Raw genomic sequence first — 15,071 nt, 5'->3', positions numbered from 1 at the left:
GGAGATGATAATATGATATATGGAAATATTGAAGGTATTAGAAATAGCATTTTAGAAAAGTTGGAGAAGGTCTACGAATTATCCTTACCCAAGGAATTAATATTAACAGAAGAGCTTGCATTTATAATATGCTCTGCAACCGAACAAATAGAAAGAGAAATTAGCGTTGCAGTGGATCGAAAGGGAAGAATACTGGCAGTAGCTGTTGGTGACAGTACCACAGTTGAATTGCCTTTAATTGACATAGGGGAAAAGAAGCTGTCAGGGGTAAGAATAATACACACACATCCTAATGGAAATGCTACTCTTTCCGCATTAGATATATCTGCACTAGTTAAATTAAAACTGGATTGTCTTGTAGCTTTAGCTGTTGAAAAAGGACAATGTAAGGAATTGACCTTAGGCTTTTGTGGAGTTATGAATGAAGTTTTAGTACCAGAAACTACATCACCTATGACAATAGCAGCAGCTATGGATTTTGACTTTGTAGATAAAGTAAAATTTATTGAGAGCTTGATAAAACAAAATGAAATATTAGAAGATGATAGTGAAAGAGCTATATTAGTTGGAATTGAAAGTGAAGATAGCTTAAATGAACTCTGCGAATTAGCTAAAGCCTGCGGAATAAATGTTGTAGATCAGGTTCTTCAGAATAAAAGTAGAATTGATTCTGCATTTTTCATTGGTAGTGGCAAGGTTCAGGAAGTAGGAATGCTTAGACAAGCGCTAAGAGCTAATGTAATCATATTTGACGATGAGTTAATCGGTTCTCAAGTTAGAAATCTTGAAGAGGCTATTGGTGCTAAAGTTATAGATAGAACTACTCTTATTTTGGAGATATTTGCAAGAAGGGCTAAGTCTAGAGAAGCAAAAATACAAGTTGAATTAGCTCAGCTTAAATATAGAATGCCAAGACTTATGGGACTAGGTACTGTGCTTTCTAGAACTGGTGGTGGAATAGGTACAAAGGGACCAGGAGAAAAAAAGCTAGAAACAGATAGAAGACATATTAAAGAAAGAATTTATGATTTACTTAAGGAATTGGAAAAAGTAAAAAAGACCCGTGAAACACAAAGGGAAAATAGAAGTAGCGTACCCAAAATATCATTGATAGGATATACTAACGCTGGTAAGTCTACTCTACGAAATAAAATATGTGAAATAGCAATGCCTAAGGAGGTTTCCCAAAAGGAAAAGGTTTTTGAAGCAGATATGTTGTTTGCTACTTTAGATATAACTACTAGAGCTATTAACCTGCCGGATAATAGAATTGCAACCTTCACTGATACAGTTGGTTTTGTTAGAAAGCTCCCTCATGATTTAGTAGAAGCATTTAAATCAACTCTCGAAGAGGTAATATATTCTGATTTACTAGTCCATGTGGTTGATATATCGGCGGAAAATGCAGAAGAACAAATAGAAGCGGTAAATGAAGTTTTAAAAGAGCTAAATGTTATTGATAAACCGATGCTGCTTGCACTAAATAAGATAGACAAAATAAGTGAAGAAGAGCTTAATGAAGTAATAGAAAAATATAAGAATATAGAAATAGTTTTAATTTCTGCGAAAAACAATATTAATTTAGATCAGCTTTTAAGTAAAATATGTACTATGCTTCCGTATACATTGAAAAAGGTGAAGTACTTAATTCCTTACACAGAGCAAGCTACTGCTGCATATCTTCATAGAAATGCAAATATCGATGCTGAGGAATTTATAGAGGAAGGCACAGTAATAGAGGCTCAAGTAGATGATGAGGTATATAATAAATGCTTAAAGTATCTTTATAATGTTTAAGATAAATAGGCTAGGAAACTAGTCTATTTATTTAATTTTAGGGCAAAATAGGAATAAATTTGTTAGTGAGTAATGTAGCATTGTTGAAAGAAGTTATTATCAAATAATTGAAATGGTGTAAAAGCAAAATAAGTAAGGCTTCTAGAAAGGAGAAAAAAATGAATAAAGTATGTCCACTTTGCAATAAGCTTTCAGAGAAAACTCTTATATGCAATAAATGTGGCAGCGTGATGGAGAACAAAGGGAGAGCACAAGAGGTTTTATTAGATGACTATACTGCCAATATGACAATAAACGACAATAGTGACTATTGTATACATATTTTTGAATGTAATAGCTGTAAAGAGGGAAGAACTATGCAAATATTTAAAATATTGATATAAATGTGAAAGATTTTATTCAGTTAATATTGTTAAAGTATTGTTTTTATGCTTAATTGTATTATAATTAAATATAAGCTATTGTTAGCTAACTTTAATTTTAAATTTATTTTTTTGGAGGGGATTTCACTTGGAAAGGAGTATCATACAATATCAGAAAGCATTTAACAGCATTATAGATAGGCTTAAAACTAATGGAGCAGTTCTTGCTGTTATGGTGTTTGGAAGTATGGTTACGGGGGATTTATGGGATGAATCTGACATAGACCTTTTTGTAATCCTAGATAAGAAGCAGGCAGAGATAAAAAATATATATACAGAAGAAAAGAATGTGCCTGTTCACATTAAATTAATGAGTAAAACTAAATTTCTTCAACTTTATGAAGAAGATTTACGAGGAGGATTTATACATAGAATTTTTGCTTCCTCAAGACTTGTTTTTTCTAAAGATATGGATATTACAATAAAATATGATAATGGAAGATATTACCCTGATTTGGACAGGGAAAGATGGAATATGGTGTACCTAGGAAAGGTACTTAAAAACATAGGAATATGTAAGAAATATTTATCAAATGATGGAATGTATACTGCTTATAGTTCTGCTGTTAAATGTGTTGAAAATTTTGCAAATCTCTATGTTAATTCATCTGGATATATGATAAGTAAAGATGCTATGACTATGGCTATGAATTTAAATGATAGTTTTAGGCTTTGTGTTGATAATTTGTTTTTTAATAATGTAGATAACAAAAATGCAATTACCGAGACTATTAACTATATTGAAGCTGCAGTTGATGAGAATCTTAGAAATACAGCATCTCTTTTAATTAATTATATAAGAGATAAGGATTGCTTCTTGAGCATGGAAGATGTAAAAAAAGATAGGCTTTTTGAAAATTATGATATTAGCCTTGAAGATATACTTAATAGACTCTGGGAAAGAAATATTGTAAAGAAAGAAAGTAGAGACTATAAAACAGAAGATGGTAAAGTATTATTTAAAGAAAATGTTTATTTCATATAATATACGAAATACCTTAGCTAATTCAATAAAAAGTTGTTTTTTGAGAAAAGTAAGCTACTATCACATATTGTAAATTTTGTGGTAGTAGCTTAAACTATTCATAATATTAAAATAGGTGATTAAATGGATAAATATAATTTAAATTTTAAGTTGGATGAGGTACCAAAATATATTCAAATCTCAAAACATATTAAAAAGCTTATTGATAGTGACTTTATTGAGGATGGTGAAAAATTACCTTCAATCAGAAAACTATCGGACCTTCTAGGTGTAAATAATGATACCATAATTAATGCTTATAAAAGACTTCAAGTGGAGGGATATGCAGTCCAGAAGGTAGGTAGTGGAACCTATGCTAAAAGAAAAGAAATTAGCAGAAATTTTAAAAAGGATTATTCAGATACACTCAAGAAGCTTTCACCTAGCATTTTAAACCAGTATGTTGATTTTACTGGCGAAACTGCTAGTAGCGAATTCTTTCCGGTGTCTACATTTAAAATGGTTATTAATGAAGTCTTAGATAGAGATGGGGCGGAAGCACTGACTTATCAGGAGTTGTTAGGATATGAAGGTCTACGAAACAATATTAATAAATATTTTTGGAATAACAAACTTAGCACAGAGGATGTGCTAATTGTGTCCGGTGCTCAACAAGGAATAGACATAGTATCTAAGGCTTTACTAAATGTTAATGATAATATTATTGTTGAAAAGCCAACATATAGTGGAGCACTTTCTGTTTTTAAAGGAAGAAGAACGAATATTTATGAAGTGCCTATGCTTCAGGATGGTATAGATTTAAATCAATTTGAAAAGATTTTAAAGAAAAATAAAATAAAATGCTTCTATTTAATGAGTTATTTTCAAAATCCAACTGGCATGACATATAGCCTTTCTAAAAAGAAGGAAATCTTAGATATGGCAGAGTACTATGACTTTTATATTATTGAAGATGATTACCTTTCTGAATTAATATATGATGAAAATATTGAATATAAAAGCTTTAAAGCTATGGATGATAGTGATAGAGTAATATACATAAAGAGTTTTTCAAAAATTTTTTTACCTGGTATAAGAATAGGATACCTTATAGCACCAGTAAAATTTAGGGAATCAATTCAAAACTCAAAAGTTAATTCAGATATTTCAACTTCAAGTTTAATGCAAAGGGCCCTTTCATTGTATATAGAAAAAGGGTTTTGGAGAGAGCATATTACCTCTTTAAAGGACATTTATGCAAATAGATATAAGTATATGGAAGATAAGATTATGCAAATTCTATGTGATAAAGTATGTTTTAATAGTCCTGGTGGAGGATTAAATTTTTACCTGCAAATAGATAGTAGTTCTAAAGTAAATAGCATTGATTTGTTTTATAAATGTAAAGAAAGTGGAGTATTATTAACTCCAGGGGTACTTTTTCATAAATACCCTAAAGAGGGAGAAGAATACTTTAGGCTTGGATTTTCACAGGTATCAAATGAAAAAATAGAAAAAGGATTGAATATTATAAATAATATGTTAAAAAGTGAGTGATAGTTTTGAGTAAAGGCCTAATAAAAATTGATTGGAATAAGGCTGAAGAATATGCTAATGAGGACATTTCCTATTTTCTTTTTTTAGAGGGAAAGCCTATTGATGCTATTTGTAAAATAAGAAATTTGGAAAAAGTAGTAGTTCAGGAACATTTAATTAAAGGTAAAATTAAATACAGATTTCTTGCTAAAAGCAAAGATGAAAGAGAATTGTTCAATAGTATCTGTAACGCTGGAAAGCTAGATAAGATTAATTTACTAAATTCTATTGACCAGATTAATCAAAAGGCACTCTTGAGCTTCATTAGAAGAAACTATACCGATATGCTTTCAAAGGATAAAGAGTGTGCAGTTTGGATTGTTGGTGAATTAAAAGATAAAGATTATTCTGATATTCTACTAAAAGCATTAGTTCATAAACATGTTAATATAAGGAGAATGGCAGTTTCAGCAATGGGAAAGATGGAATTAACTTCTTTTGAAGGTCCCTTAATTAGATCTCTAGATGATGAAAATCCTCAGGTTGTTCAGTATGCTATCAAGGCACTTACAAAGTTAAAGAGCAAAAATGCGTTAAAAAGGATTGAAACTATATATACTTTATCGGACAAACAGTATATTAAGAATGCTGCAAAAGAGTTTATGGATAGGGTTTCCAATTAAATAGTTGAATATTGTAATTAATAAGTGGTGGTGACTAAATGAGTTATTATACAGTTTTAAAAGAAGCTAAAGCTGAATTTGAAGAAAAAAAATCCTTATTTATAGGTCATGTTAAAAGGGTTTATAACGAGGAAGAGGCTCGAAATTTTATTAATCAGATAAGAAATCAACATAAACAAGCAACTCATAATGTTTATGCATATATTATTGGAGAAAGCAAGGGAATTCAGCGTTACAGCGATGATGGTGAGCCGCAGGGCACAGCTGGAATACCTGTGCTTGAAGTAATAAAAAAAAGCGATATAACAGATGTGGTTGTGGTAGTGACTAGATATTTTGGCGGGATACTTTTAGGGGCTGGCGGACTTGTAAGAGCATATTCTAAAGGTGCATCCATTGGAATAAAGGAAGCTGGAGTAGTAGAAAAGGTAATGGGATGTCCTGTTGAGATTCTTATAGATTATGATTTGCTTGGAAAAGTTCAGTATATATGTTCCCAGAACCTTTGGTATATTGATCAAATTGAATATACAGATAAGGTAAGGCTACATATGAGTAATGAAGTTGAAAAAATAGAGCAGATAAAACTGGAAATTACTGATGCAACCTCTGGCAAGGCAATAATTGATTCGGGAAGGCCGGATTATTATTTTAAACTTGAAAATAAGTTGTTTAAAGAATAGTATACAAAATATTTTACTGAAATAATTTCTTGTGTTATAATATTTAAGGTGTTTATCCGATAGAAAAATATAAATTCTTATATACAACATTTGTGTTAGGAGGAGATTTTATGTCAGGACATTCTAAATGGCATAATATACAAGCAAAAAAAGGTAAAACAGATGCAAAAAGAGGTAAAATTTTTACTAAGATAGGTAAAGAAATAGCCGTTGCAGCAAAAATGGGTGGATCAAATCCGGATACCAATGGTAAACTAAGAGACGTTATTGCAAAAGCAAAAGCTAATAACATGCCTCTGGACACTGTTACAAGAGCTATTAAAAAAGGTGCTGGAGAAATGGAAGGAGTAAACTACGAAGAAATAGTTTATGAAGGCTATGCACCAGGTGGAGTTGCTGTAATTGTTAACGTACTTACAGAAAACAAAAATAGATCTGCAGGTAATGTAAGACATGCTTTTTCAAAGTATGGTGGAAACATGGGATCTACTGGCTGCGTTTCATTCATGTTCCAAAATAAAGGTCAAATGATTGTTGAAAAGGATGCAATGGATGAAGAAGAATTAATGATGCTTGCGTTAGATGCAGGAGCAGAAGATTTCGAAGCAGAAGATGAAGTATATGTAATAACTACAACACCTGAAGATTTTGGTACTGTAAGAGAAACTTTAGAAAACAATGGAGTAGAATTCCTAGAGGCGGATCTAAAGATGGTACCAGATACATATTCTTCAGTAGATGAGGAAACAGCGGTAAAAATCCAAAAGATGCTGGATGCACTTGAAGATGACGATGATGTTCAGGACGTGTTCCACAACGCTGAGTTCCCAGAAGGATTTGAAGAATAATATAAAATTAAAAACACTTTGGTATGTACAGCTTGGTTACATACCGAAGTGTTTTTTGTATTTAGAAGTTAGAAAAGAATAAAAGAAGTTAAATTCTTTTATTCTTTTACTTTTGCCATGATTTACTTGAAAAAATATGTTTTATGTTCATGAAGAAGGGTGAGCTTGTTATAGAAAAAACTGATGAGCTTAATGAAGATGGCTCTTAAAGCAAGACGTTTTTTATTTAAAGAGCATAAAAGAATATTTAATATAAGTAAATATAAATTGCATTAGTAAATTAATTATTAATATTTTATAACTTAGGGATAAAGTAATAAATATTATGCAAAATATAAATATCAAACTTTTGGAGGGTGAGAATATGATTAAAGAGATAGTTGGTGCTACCACAGTAGCTAATTGGCTAATGCCGAATAGAAGAAAAAAAAGGTTGTCAAATACCGCACTGGGAGTAGCAGGAACAGTTGCTACCATAGCAGGATTAGGTGCTGCTGCATATATGATGTATAAACCTAAACATAGTGGAGACTCAGAAGAATAATAGATTTAAAGAACTTAGGTTTTCCTGAGTTCTTTTTATTTACAAGGGATTAGATTTGTAGTATACTATATCTAATAATTATTATTAATAGAGAAATGTTATAAAATGAGTGAAAACTATAATTATTGTGAGGTGTAATATGGAGAATAATTTAAATCAAGAAGTTTTAGATAAATTAACAAAGGTTTGTCTCTGCAAAGCCATTTCTAGGTTAACTATTAAAAAAGCTATTGCAGCAGGTGCAAGAACTGTAAAGGATGTTCAGAAGGCTACAGGAGCCGGATCAGGAGGCTGCTCTGGCAGAAGGTGTACACCTAAAATTGAAGAACTTATAAGAGAATATGAAGAAAATATACAGTTGAATGAATAATAGGAAAATATACGTTATGAAATTATTTTAATTGAATAAAGTTTTAAAATTTGGACATAATTTTTTCATAAGGAGGGATATTATGTCCAAAAAAAATATTTATATTATAATTTCTTGTGTCTTTATATTGGTTGTGTCTTTTACTATAAGCTATAATTATGGACTTAAGAAGTTCGCTGATGATGGTTCAAATCCTAAAAGGGCTAAAAATAGTTCTACTATTAATGTAGACAAGGCATTAAATAGCTTTAACTCTGATGAAACAGTTTCACCAAGTGCAAAAGTGATTTTAAATATAGAATATAAAAAGAGTGAAGAAGTAGATAAAAAGGAACAAAATTCTGGAGAGTTTGCAGGTAAAACAAAGCAGCAAATTGAAGCTATGGGTTATACAGTTGAAAAAATAACTAAGGCTGAAGTTGTGCTTCGTAAGAAAGTAGATATCTATAAACCAGGAAAATATGTGATTGGAATTAAGGGAGATTATTTAGCTGTTTTTAAGGTAGACAGCGAAGGAAAGCTTGTTTTAGAAGATGAAAGCAAGGATATCACGCAAATACAAGTAAAGAAGCTAAAACAAGGAGATATTGATTTGCTTACAAATGGCAGCAAAGACTTTCAATTTGACACAAGGGATGGTGCTGAGGCTAAAATTGATGAAGATTTTGGTGAATTAATAGATAGAAGTTAAACTTGAGGATACTAATCAATCCTCAAGTTTTTTTATTGAATTAATTTTACTATGATGGTAAAGTAATATATGTGTTAAAATTATAGTTGTAGAACTATGCAAAAGAAGGGCGGTTTCTGCTGTGTATGAATATATTAAAGGTATTTTTGTAGGAATGAACAAAGATTACATTATTATAGATAATAGTGGTATTGGGTATAAAATCTTTACTTCTGGTAGCACCATAGCTAAAATGCCAAAAACTAATGAAATGGTAATATTGTACCTCCAACAAATTGTAAGGGAAGATTTTATAGGATTATATGGTTTTTTGAGTAAGGATGAACTAAATATGTTTAATCTGCTGCTCACTATCAATGGAATAGGAGCAAAAGCATCTTTATCACTACTTTCTATAAGCACCATTGATAACTTAAAGTATGCAATTCTTACTGGAGATGAAAAAACAATTACTAAGGCTCCTGGAGTTGGTAAAAAAACTGCTCAGAGAATTATACTTGAATTAAAGGATAAAATAGAGTTAAAAGATTTTATAAAAGAGTCTAATATGGAAGACCAACAAGTATTTAACAGAAGCTTAGATGAAGCACTTGAAGCTTTAGTTTCACTTGGGTACTCAGAAAAAGAAGCAGAACAGGCATTAAAAATGGTTCCAGCAGAGGAATCATTGGAAAATATAATTAAAAGCTGCCTTAAGTATTTGATGAATTAAGGAGAATGCTATGGAAGAAAGATTTGTTTCAGCTTTAAATAGAGAAGAAGATAGTTACAGTGAATTAAGTTTGAGACCTCAAAGATTAAAAGAATACATAGGTCAAGAAAAGGTTAAGGAGAAACTCGGCATCTTTATCGAGGCTGCAAAAAAAAGAAATGAAGCATTGGACCATGTGCTTCTATATGGGCCTCCCGGACTTGGTAAAACAACCTTAGCTAATATTATTGCTAAAGAGATGAAGGGAAGCTTAAAAATTACTTCAGGACCGGCAATCGAAAGAGCAGGAGATTTAGCTGCAATTTTAACCAGTCTTAGTGACTTTGATGTACTATTTATAGATGAAATCCACAGACTTAATAGAAATGTAGAAGAAATATTGTATCCTGCCATGGAGGATTATGCATTAGATATTGTTATAGGAAAGGGTGCAGCAGCAAAATCAATTCGATTAGATTTGCCAAAGTTCACGTTAATTGGAGCAACTACTAGGGTAGGACTTTTGACAGCTCCTCTTCGAGATAGATTTGGAGTGCTATGCCCAATGGAATTTTATAATGAAAATGAATTAATGGAAATTATAATAAGATCAGCAGACATCCTGGAAACAAAAATTACTGAACAAGCTGCCTTTGAGATAGGAAAGAGATCAAGAGGAACACCTAGAATTGCAAACAGACTTTTAAAAAGGGTTAGAGATTACTCGGATGTTAAAGGACAAGGTGTTGTGGATTTAGAAATTGCTAAATCCGCATTGGAGCTTTTAGATGTAGACAAGGAAGGCTTTGACAGTATTGATAATAAAATATTAGTGGCTATCATAGATAATTTTAATGGCGGACCAGTTGGACTTGAAACACTATCATATTTTATTGGAGAGGAATTGGATACCATTGAAGATGTTTATGAACCATATCTCCTTCAAAAGGGCTTTATATTAAGAACTCCAAGAGGAAGAGTTGCAACGGAAAAAGCTTTTAAGCACTTAAATAGAGCACCGGGAAAAAAGGGCTTTGATAATAAACAGTGTACAATATTTGATGAATAAACTAAGTAAAGTACTATAATTTTAAGAGGGTGAAATTTTTGGACGTAAAGGATTTTTATTTTGATTTGCCAGAGGAACTTATTGCACAGGTTCCAATAGAGAAAAGAGATGAATCTAGGCTAATGGTTCTCAATAAGGAAAATGGAGAAATAAAGCATAAGGTTTTTAAAGATATAATTGATTATTTAAATCCAGGAGACTGCCTTGTTTTAAATAATACAAGGGTATTACCAGCAAGACTAATAGGTGCAAAGGAAGGTTCAGGAGGCAAAATAGAATTTTTGTTATTAAAGAGGATTGAACTTGATACTTGGGAAACTCTTGTGAAGCCAGGAAAAAGAGCTCAAGTTGGTACAAAGTTTGTATTTGGAAACGGTGAACTTACTGCGGAAGTTATTGGGCTTGGTGAAGAGGGAAGTAGAATAGTTAAGTTTTATTATGAAGGTATTTTTGAACAAGTGCTCGACAAATTAGGACAAATGCCATTACCACCATATATAAAGGAAAAACTTGACGATAAGGAGAGGTATCAAACTGTATACTCAAAGGAAGTTGGTTCAGCAGCAGCGCCTACAGCAGGACTACATTTTACTGATGAACTTTTAAATAAAATTAAAAATAAAGGTGTAAAACTTGCTTTTATTACATTGCATGTTGGTCTAGGTACCTTTAGACCAGTTAAGGTGGATAAAATAGAGGAACACCATATGCATTCTGAATACTACATAATGACAAAGGAAACAGCAAATATAATTAATGAAGCAAAGCAAAAGGGAAATAGAGTCATAGCAGTTGGTACAACTTCCTGTAGAACACTTGAAACTATTGGTGATGAGAATGGTATGGTAAGAGAACAATCAGGATGGACAAATATTTTTATATATCCTGGATATAATTTCAAAATAGTTGATGCACTTATTACTAATTTTCATTTACCAGAATCAACTCTCATTATGCTTGTAAGCGCTCTTTCTAACAGAGAAATAATACTAAATGCTTATAATAAAGCAGTAGAGAATAAATATAGATTCTTTAGCTTTGGAGATGCTATGTTTATATCATAATATATTACTATTTTTGATAAAGAGGAAGTGACAAATTTGTATAAATTACTCAAGAAAAGTGGCAAGATAAGAAGAGGAGAATTTACTACGCCTCACGGTGTGATACAAACACCAGTATTTATGAATGTTGGTACGCTAGGTGCTATAAAAGGCGCAGTTTCCTCTATGGACTTGAAGGAAATAAACTGTCAAGTGGAACTTTCAAATACTTATCATCTTCATTTAAGACCTGGGGATAAGATTGTAAGGCAGATGGGTGGCCTACATAAGTTCATGAATTGGGATAGACCTATTCTTACGGATTCAGGTGGGTTTCAGGTTTTTTCATTGTCACAAATGAGAAAAATAAAAGAGGAAGGCGTTTATTTTAGCTCTCATATTGATGGAAAGAAAATCTTTATGGGACCTGAAGAAAGTATGCAAATTCAAAGTAATCTTGGATCTACAATAGCAATGGCCTTTGATGAATGTATACCTAACCCTTCCTCTAGAGAATATGTTGAGCAGTCTGTTGAAAGAACAACAAGATGGCTTGAAAGATGTAAAATAGAAATGGATAGATTAAATTCGCTTGAAGATACAGTTAATAAAAAGCAGATGCTTTTTGGAATTAATCAGGGTGGAACCTATGATGATATAAGAATAGAACATGCAAAGACAATTTCAAAAATGAATCTAGATGGATATGCTATTGGTGGTCTTGCTGTTGGTGAGACTCATGAAGAGATGTACAGAATCATTGATTCCGTAGTGCCATATCTTCCACAGAACAAACCAATATATTTAATGGGAGTAGGTACTCCAAGCAACATTTTAGAAGCAGTATCTAGAGGAGTAGATTTTTTTGATTGTGTCCTTCCTGCTAGAAATGGTCGTCATGGTCATGTATTCACTAAAGATGGAAAGATCAATCTTATGAATGCAAAGTATGAAACAGATGGTAGCCCAATTGATGAAGGATGTCAATGTCCAGCTTGTAAGCATTATACAAGGGCTTATATTAGGCATTTATTTAAAGCTAAGGAAATGCTAGCTATGAGATTGTGTGTTTTACATAATTTGTATTTTTATAATAATATGATGCAAGAAATAAGAGATGCCATTGATGGAGATTATTTTGATGATTATAAAAATGAAAAACTAAATGCTTGGAGTAGTAACTCCTAATAAAATTAAAGCTTTTTAGTTAATATGAAATATTTGTATTGATAAGATTATACTTGTAATTTATAATAGTATAAGAATTAATGGAAGGAGGTTTTAAGTATGCAGAGCTTAATTGGTTTTTTACCTTTTATATTAATGATTGCTATATTCTATTTAATAATCTTGGTTCCTGAAAACAAAAGGAAAAAGAAGTACAGTGCAATGTTGTCTGGATTAAAGGTTAACGATGAGATTATGTCAAGAGGAGGCATTATAGGCAAAATAGTAAACATACAAGATAATTTTGTAATAATGCAAACTGGTCCAGATAAGATGAGAATTAAACTTGATAAAAATGGTATCTCTCAAGTTTTAGTCACTGAAAGTGATAATGAAACAGAAAAAATAGAAAGTACAGAAAAGTAATCATAAAATACCTCTCTTCTACATAGATAATACTAGATGGGAGGTGTTTTTTATGGAAGGAATTAAGAAAAACTATTCTTACATTGGTAGGGGTGTTTTAAGAGGGTGTATCATCACTACCATTTTAATTGTAGTAATGGCTCTTATAAGTAGCTTTAGTAATTTAAATCAAAACATAATTTCATTATGTATTTTGATTATTACCATGGCTAGCATAGTCTATGGAGCTATTTATGCAACTAAAAAAATAAGAAACAAAGGATGGCTAGTTGGTTTATCCGTAGCCTTAATATATATATTGATTATTTATCTTGCATCTTTAGTAGCTGGACGAGATGCTGCACTTAGCATAAGAGATTTATGGAGGTCACTACTTGGACTAGCGGTAGGATGTTTATCTGGTATGTTAGGAATTAATCTTTAGAAACACTTTATTTTAAAAGAAATTTATGGTACAATTACTAAGTAAGTTTTTTCGAATGGAGGAATAATAATGAAACATATTATAACAGTAAACAAGAGCAACATAAAAGATAGTTTGAAAAAACCAGGATGTAAAGAATGTGCTAACTCATGCCAATCTGCTTGTAAAACTTCCTGCACAGTTGCTAACTTAGCTTGTGAAAATTAATATACCAGAGAAGCAGTAACAGATGTTACTGCTTTAAATTTATTAAAGTTCTAAATTAAATTTATATATTGAGATACTTGGAAGGAGAAATAAAATTGGCAAACATACATAAATTTATTCAAGGCAATGATCGTTATGTAATAGACGTTAACTCAGGTGGAGTTCATATTGTTGATGAACTTGTTTATGACTTATTAGATGAAGAAGGATTAAGAAGTAAAGAAGAACTTATAGAGAAATTTTCAACAAAGTATGCAAAAAGTGAGATTGAGGAAGCTTATGATGAACTTTTTCAGCTAATACAAGAGGAAATGCTTTACTCAAAGGATCTTTATGAAGATATAGCTGAAAATGATAATTCCCAATCTTTTATAAAAGCATTATGCTTAAATATAGCTCATGACTGCAATTTAAAGTGTAAGTACTGCTTTGCTGATGAAGGTGAATATAAGGGCTGCAGAGAGATAATGACTGCAGAAGTAGGGAAAAAAGCTATAGATTTTGTAATAAATGCTTCTGGACCTAGAAAAAATATTGAAGTAGATTTATTTGGTGGAGAACCTCTTTTAGCTTTTGATGTTATAAAGGAAATTGTTGAGTATGCAAAAGTGCAACAAAAGCTTCACAATAAGGTTATTAGATTTACTATGACTACCAATGCTACGTTATTAACCGATGAAATAATGAAGTATATAGATGAAAATATGGGAAACATAGTATTGAGTATAGATGGAAGAAAAGAAGTAAACGATGAAGTTAGAGTTAGATTTGACGGAAGCGGATGCTACGATAAAATACTTCCAAATATTCAAAAGATGGTAGAAATGAGGGACAAGTCTAAACAGTACTATGTAAGGGGAACCTTTACAAGAAATAATACTGACTTTTTTGAAGATGTAAAGCATTTTGCGGACCTTGGATTTAAGGAAATATCTATTGAACCTGTTGTACTTCCAGAGGACCATCCGTTATCTCTTAGGGAAGAAGACCTACCAAAGATTTTTGAGCAATATGATAAGCTTTACGAAGATATGCTAGTGAGACATAGAGAAGGAAGAGAATTTAAGTTTTATCACTTCAATATTGATCTTCAAGGTGGACCGTGTGTATATAAGAGAATATCCGGCTGTGGTGCTGGGCACGAATATGTTGCTATAACCCCAACAGGAGATATATATCCATGTCATCAATTTGTTGGCAATGAAAAATTCAAAATAGGAGATGTCTTTGAAGCTAAAATAGATGAAAGTACTTCAAAGAGTTTTAAAAAGGCTCACATTTATAATAAACCTACCTGCAGAGAGTGCTGGGCAAGATTCTATTGTAGTGGTGGATGCCAGGCTAATAATTATAATTTTAATGGTGATATTCATGTGCCTTATGAGCTAGGATGTAAAATGCAAAAGAAAAGAATTGAGTGTTCTATTGCATTAAAATCAAAAATAATGGAAAAATAAAAACATATTTACCTTAAGTTGACTATTTATTTAAATAGTAATATAATAA

18 protein-coding genes are annotated in these 15,071 nt (G+C 31.5%); all 18 read left to right on the top strand.

Annotated features, from left to right (window positions below; all coding sequences use genetic code 11):
• Nucleotides 1-12 precede the first annotated feature (12 nt).
• Nucleotides 13-1,797, top strand: coding sequence for a GTPase HflX (gene hflX, locus bsdE14_RS00295; RefSeq protein WP_264847911.1), 1,785 nt, complete (start codon nt 13-15; stop codon nt 1,795-1,797).
• A 158-nt stretch (nt 1,798-1,955) separates the two neighbouring features.
• Nucleotides 1,956-2,180, top strand: coding sequence for a hypothetical protein (locus bsdE14_RS00290; protein WP_264847910.1), 225 nt, complete (start codon nt 1,956-1,958; stop codon nt 2,178-2,180).
• Nucleotides 2,181-2,307: 127 nt separating this feature from the next.
• Nucleotides 2,308-3,204, top strand: coding sequence for a nucleotidyltransferase domain-containing protein (locus bsdE14_RS00285; protein WP_264847908.1), 897 nt, complete (start codon nt 2,308-2,310; stop codon nt 3,202-3,204).
• Nucleotides 3,205-3,327: 123 nt separating this feature from the next.
• Complete coding sequence (pdxR, locus tag bsdE14_RS00280) at nt 3,328-4,740, top strand: MocR-like pyridoxine biosynthesis transcription factor PdxR (RefSeq protein WP_264847906.1); 1,413 nt, start codon at nt 3,328-3,330, stop codon at nt 4,738-4,740.
• Between the two features lie 5 nt (nt 4,741-4,745).
• Nucleotides 4,746-5,402: a HEAT repeat domain-containing protein gene (locus bsdE14_RS00275; protein WP_264847905.1), complete on the top strand. Its 657-nt coding sequence runs from the start codon at nt 4,746-4,748 to the stop codon at nt 5,400-5,402.
• Nucleotides 5,403-5,440: 38 nt separating this feature from the next.
• Complete coding sequence (locus tag bsdE14_RS00270) at nt 5,441-6,085, top strand: YigZ family protein (RefSeq protein ID WP_264847904.1); 645 nt, start codon at nt 5,441-5,443, stop codon at nt 6,083-6,085.
• Nucleotides 6,086-6,195: 110 nt separating this feature from the next.
• On the top strand, nt 6,196-6,933 hold the full coding sequence (locus bsdE14_RS00265) for a YebC/PmpR family DNA-binding transcriptional regulator (protein WP_264847903.1): 738 nt from the start codon (nt 6,196-6,198) through the stop codon (nt 6,931-6,933).
• Between the two features lie 364 nt (nt 6,934-7,297).
• Nucleotides 7,298-7,477: a hypothetical protein gene (locus tag bsdE14_RS00260; protein ID WP_264847902.1), complete on the top strand. Its 180-nt coding sequence runs from the start codon at nt 7,298-7,300 to the stop codon at nt 7,475-7,477.
• A 139-nt stretch (nt 7,478-7,616) separates the two neighbouring features.
• Nucleotides 7,617-7,847 carry a (2Fe-2S)-binding protein gene (locus bsdE14_RS00255; protein ID WP_264847901.1) on the top strand — a complete coding sequence of 77 codons (231 nt, stop codon included), beginning with the start codon at nt 7,617-7,619 and terminating at the stop codon, nt 7,845-7,847.
• An 82-nt stretch (nt 7,848-7,929) separates the two neighbouring features.
• Nucleotides 7,930-8,538, top strand: coding sequence for a hypothetical protein (locus bsdE14_RS00250; protein ID WP_264847899.1), 609 nt, complete (start codon nt 7,930-7,932; stop codon nt 8,536-8,538).
• A 121-nt stretch (nt 8,539-8,659) separates the two neighbouring features.
• The gene (gene ruvA, locus bsdE14_RS00245) at nt 8,660-9,250 is read left to right on the top strand and encodes a Holliday junction branch migration protein RuvA (RefSeq protein ID WP_264847898.1); all 591 of its coding nucleotides are present in this window, start codon (nt 8,660-8,662) and stop codon (nt 9,248-9,250) included.
• Nucleotides 9,251-9,260: 10 nt separating this feature from the next.
• Complete coding sequence (gene ruvB, locus bsdE14_RS00240; protein ID WP_264847897.1) at nt 9,261-10,298, top strand: Holliday junction branch migration DNA helicase RuvB; 1,038 nt, start codon at nt 9,261-9,263, stop codon at nt 10,296-10,298.
• Between the two features lie 38 nt (nt 10,299-10,336).
• Entirely contained in the window at nt 10,337-11,362 is a 1,026-nt protein-coding gene (queA, locus tag bsdE14_RS00235; protein ID WP_264847896.1) for a tRNA preQ1(34) S-adenosylmethionine ribosyltransferase-isomerase QueA, read from the top strand.
• 36 nt (nt 11,363-11,398) lie between these two features.
• A complete protein-coding gene (gene tgt, locus bsdE14_RS00230; RefSeq protein WP_264847895.1) occupies nt 11,399-12,529 on the top strand; it encodes a tRNA guanosine(34) transglycosylase Tgt in 1,131 nt (376 codons plus the stop codon).
• Between the two features lie 99 nt (nt 12,530-12,628).
• A complete protein-coding gene (gene yajC / locus bsdE14_RS00225) occupies nt 12,629-12,934 on the top strand; it encodes a preprotein translocase subunit YajC (RefSeq protein WP_264847894.1) in 306 nt (101 codons plus the stop codon).
• A 52-nt stretch (nt 12,935-12,986) separates the two neighbouring features.
• Nucleotides 12,987-13,358, top strand: a complete 372-nt coding sequence (locus bsdE14_RS00220) for a TIGR04086 family membrane protein (protein WP_264847893.1) — start codon at nt 12,987-12,989, stop codon at nt 13,356-13,358.
• Between the two features lie 69 nt (nt 13,359-13,427).
• Nucleotides 13,428-13,565, top strand: a complete 138-nt coding sequence (gene scfA, locus bsdE14_RS00215) for a six-cysteine ranthipeptide SCIFF (protein WP_264847892.1) — start codon at nt 13,428-13,430, stop codon at nt 13,563-13,565.
• 95 nt (nt 13,566-13,660) lie between these two features.
• The gene (gene scfB / locus bsdE14_RS00210; RefSeq protein ID WP_264847891.1) at nt 13,661-15,022 is read left to right on the top strand and encodes a thioether cross-link-forming SCIFF peptide maturase; all 1,362 of its coding nucleotides are present in this window, start codon (nt 13,661-13,663) and stop codon (nt 15,020-15,022) included.
• The last annotated feature ends 49 nt before the right edge of the window (nt 15,023-15,071 follow it).

This window comes from Clostridium omnivorum (genome assembly GCF_026012015.1).
GTDB lineage: Bacteria > Bacillota > Clostridia > Clostridiales > Clostridiaceae > Clostridium_AX > Clostridium_AX omnivorum.
This window is presented reverse-complemented; position numbering and strand designations above follow the sequence as displayed.

Excerpts from the sequence above, each read along its gene's own strand:
- scfA (WP_264847892.1), top strand. The coding sequence starts at position 13,428 with ATGAAACATATTATAACAGTAAACAAGAGCAACATAAAAGATAGTTTG.
- bsdE14_RS00270 (WP_264847904.1), top strand. The coding sequence starts at position 5,441 with ATGAGTTATTATACAGTTTTAAAAGAAGCTAAAGCTGAATTTGAAGAA.
- bsdE14_RS00255 (WP_264847901.1), top strand. The coding sequence starts at position 7,617 with ATGGAGAATAATTTAAATCAAGAAGTTTTAGATAAATTAACAAAGGTT.
- hflX (WP_264847911.1), top strand. The coding sequence starts at position 13 with ATGATATATGGAAATATTGAAGGTATTAGAAATAGCATTTTAGAAAAG.
- bsdE14_RS00260 (WP_264847902.1), top strand. The coding sequence starts at position 7,298 with ATGATTAAAGAGATAGTTGGTGCTACCACAGTAGCTAATTGGCTAATG.
- ruvB (WP_264847897.1), top strand. The coding sequence starts at position 9,261 with ATGGAAGAAAGATTTGTTTCAGCTTTAAATAGAGAAGAAGATAGTTAC.
- bsdE14_RS00220 (WP_264847893.1), top strand. The coding sequence starts at position 12,987 with ATGGAAGGAATTAAGAAAAACTATTCTTACATTGGTAGGGGTGTTTTA.
- bsdE14_RS00265 (WP_264847903.1), top strand. The coding sequence starts at position 6,196 with ATGTCAGGACATTCTAAATGGCATAATATACAAGCAAAAAAAGGTAAA.
- bsdE14_RS00290 (WP_264847910.1), top strand. The coding sequence starts at position 1,956 with ATGAATAAAGTATGTCCACTTTGCAATAAGCTTTCAGAGAAAACTCTT.
- pdxR (WP_264847906.1), top strand. The coding sequence starts at position 3,328 with ATGGATAAATATAATTTAAATTTTAAGTTGGATGAGGTACCAAAATAT.
- bsdE14_RS00250 (WP_264847899.1), top strand. The coding sequence starts at position 7,930 with ATGTCCAAAAAAAATATTTATATTATAATTTCTTGTGTCTTTATATTG.
- yajC (WP_264847894.1), top strand. The coding sequence starts at position 12,629 with ATGCAGAGCTTAATTGGTTTTTTACCTTTTATATTAATGATTGCTATA.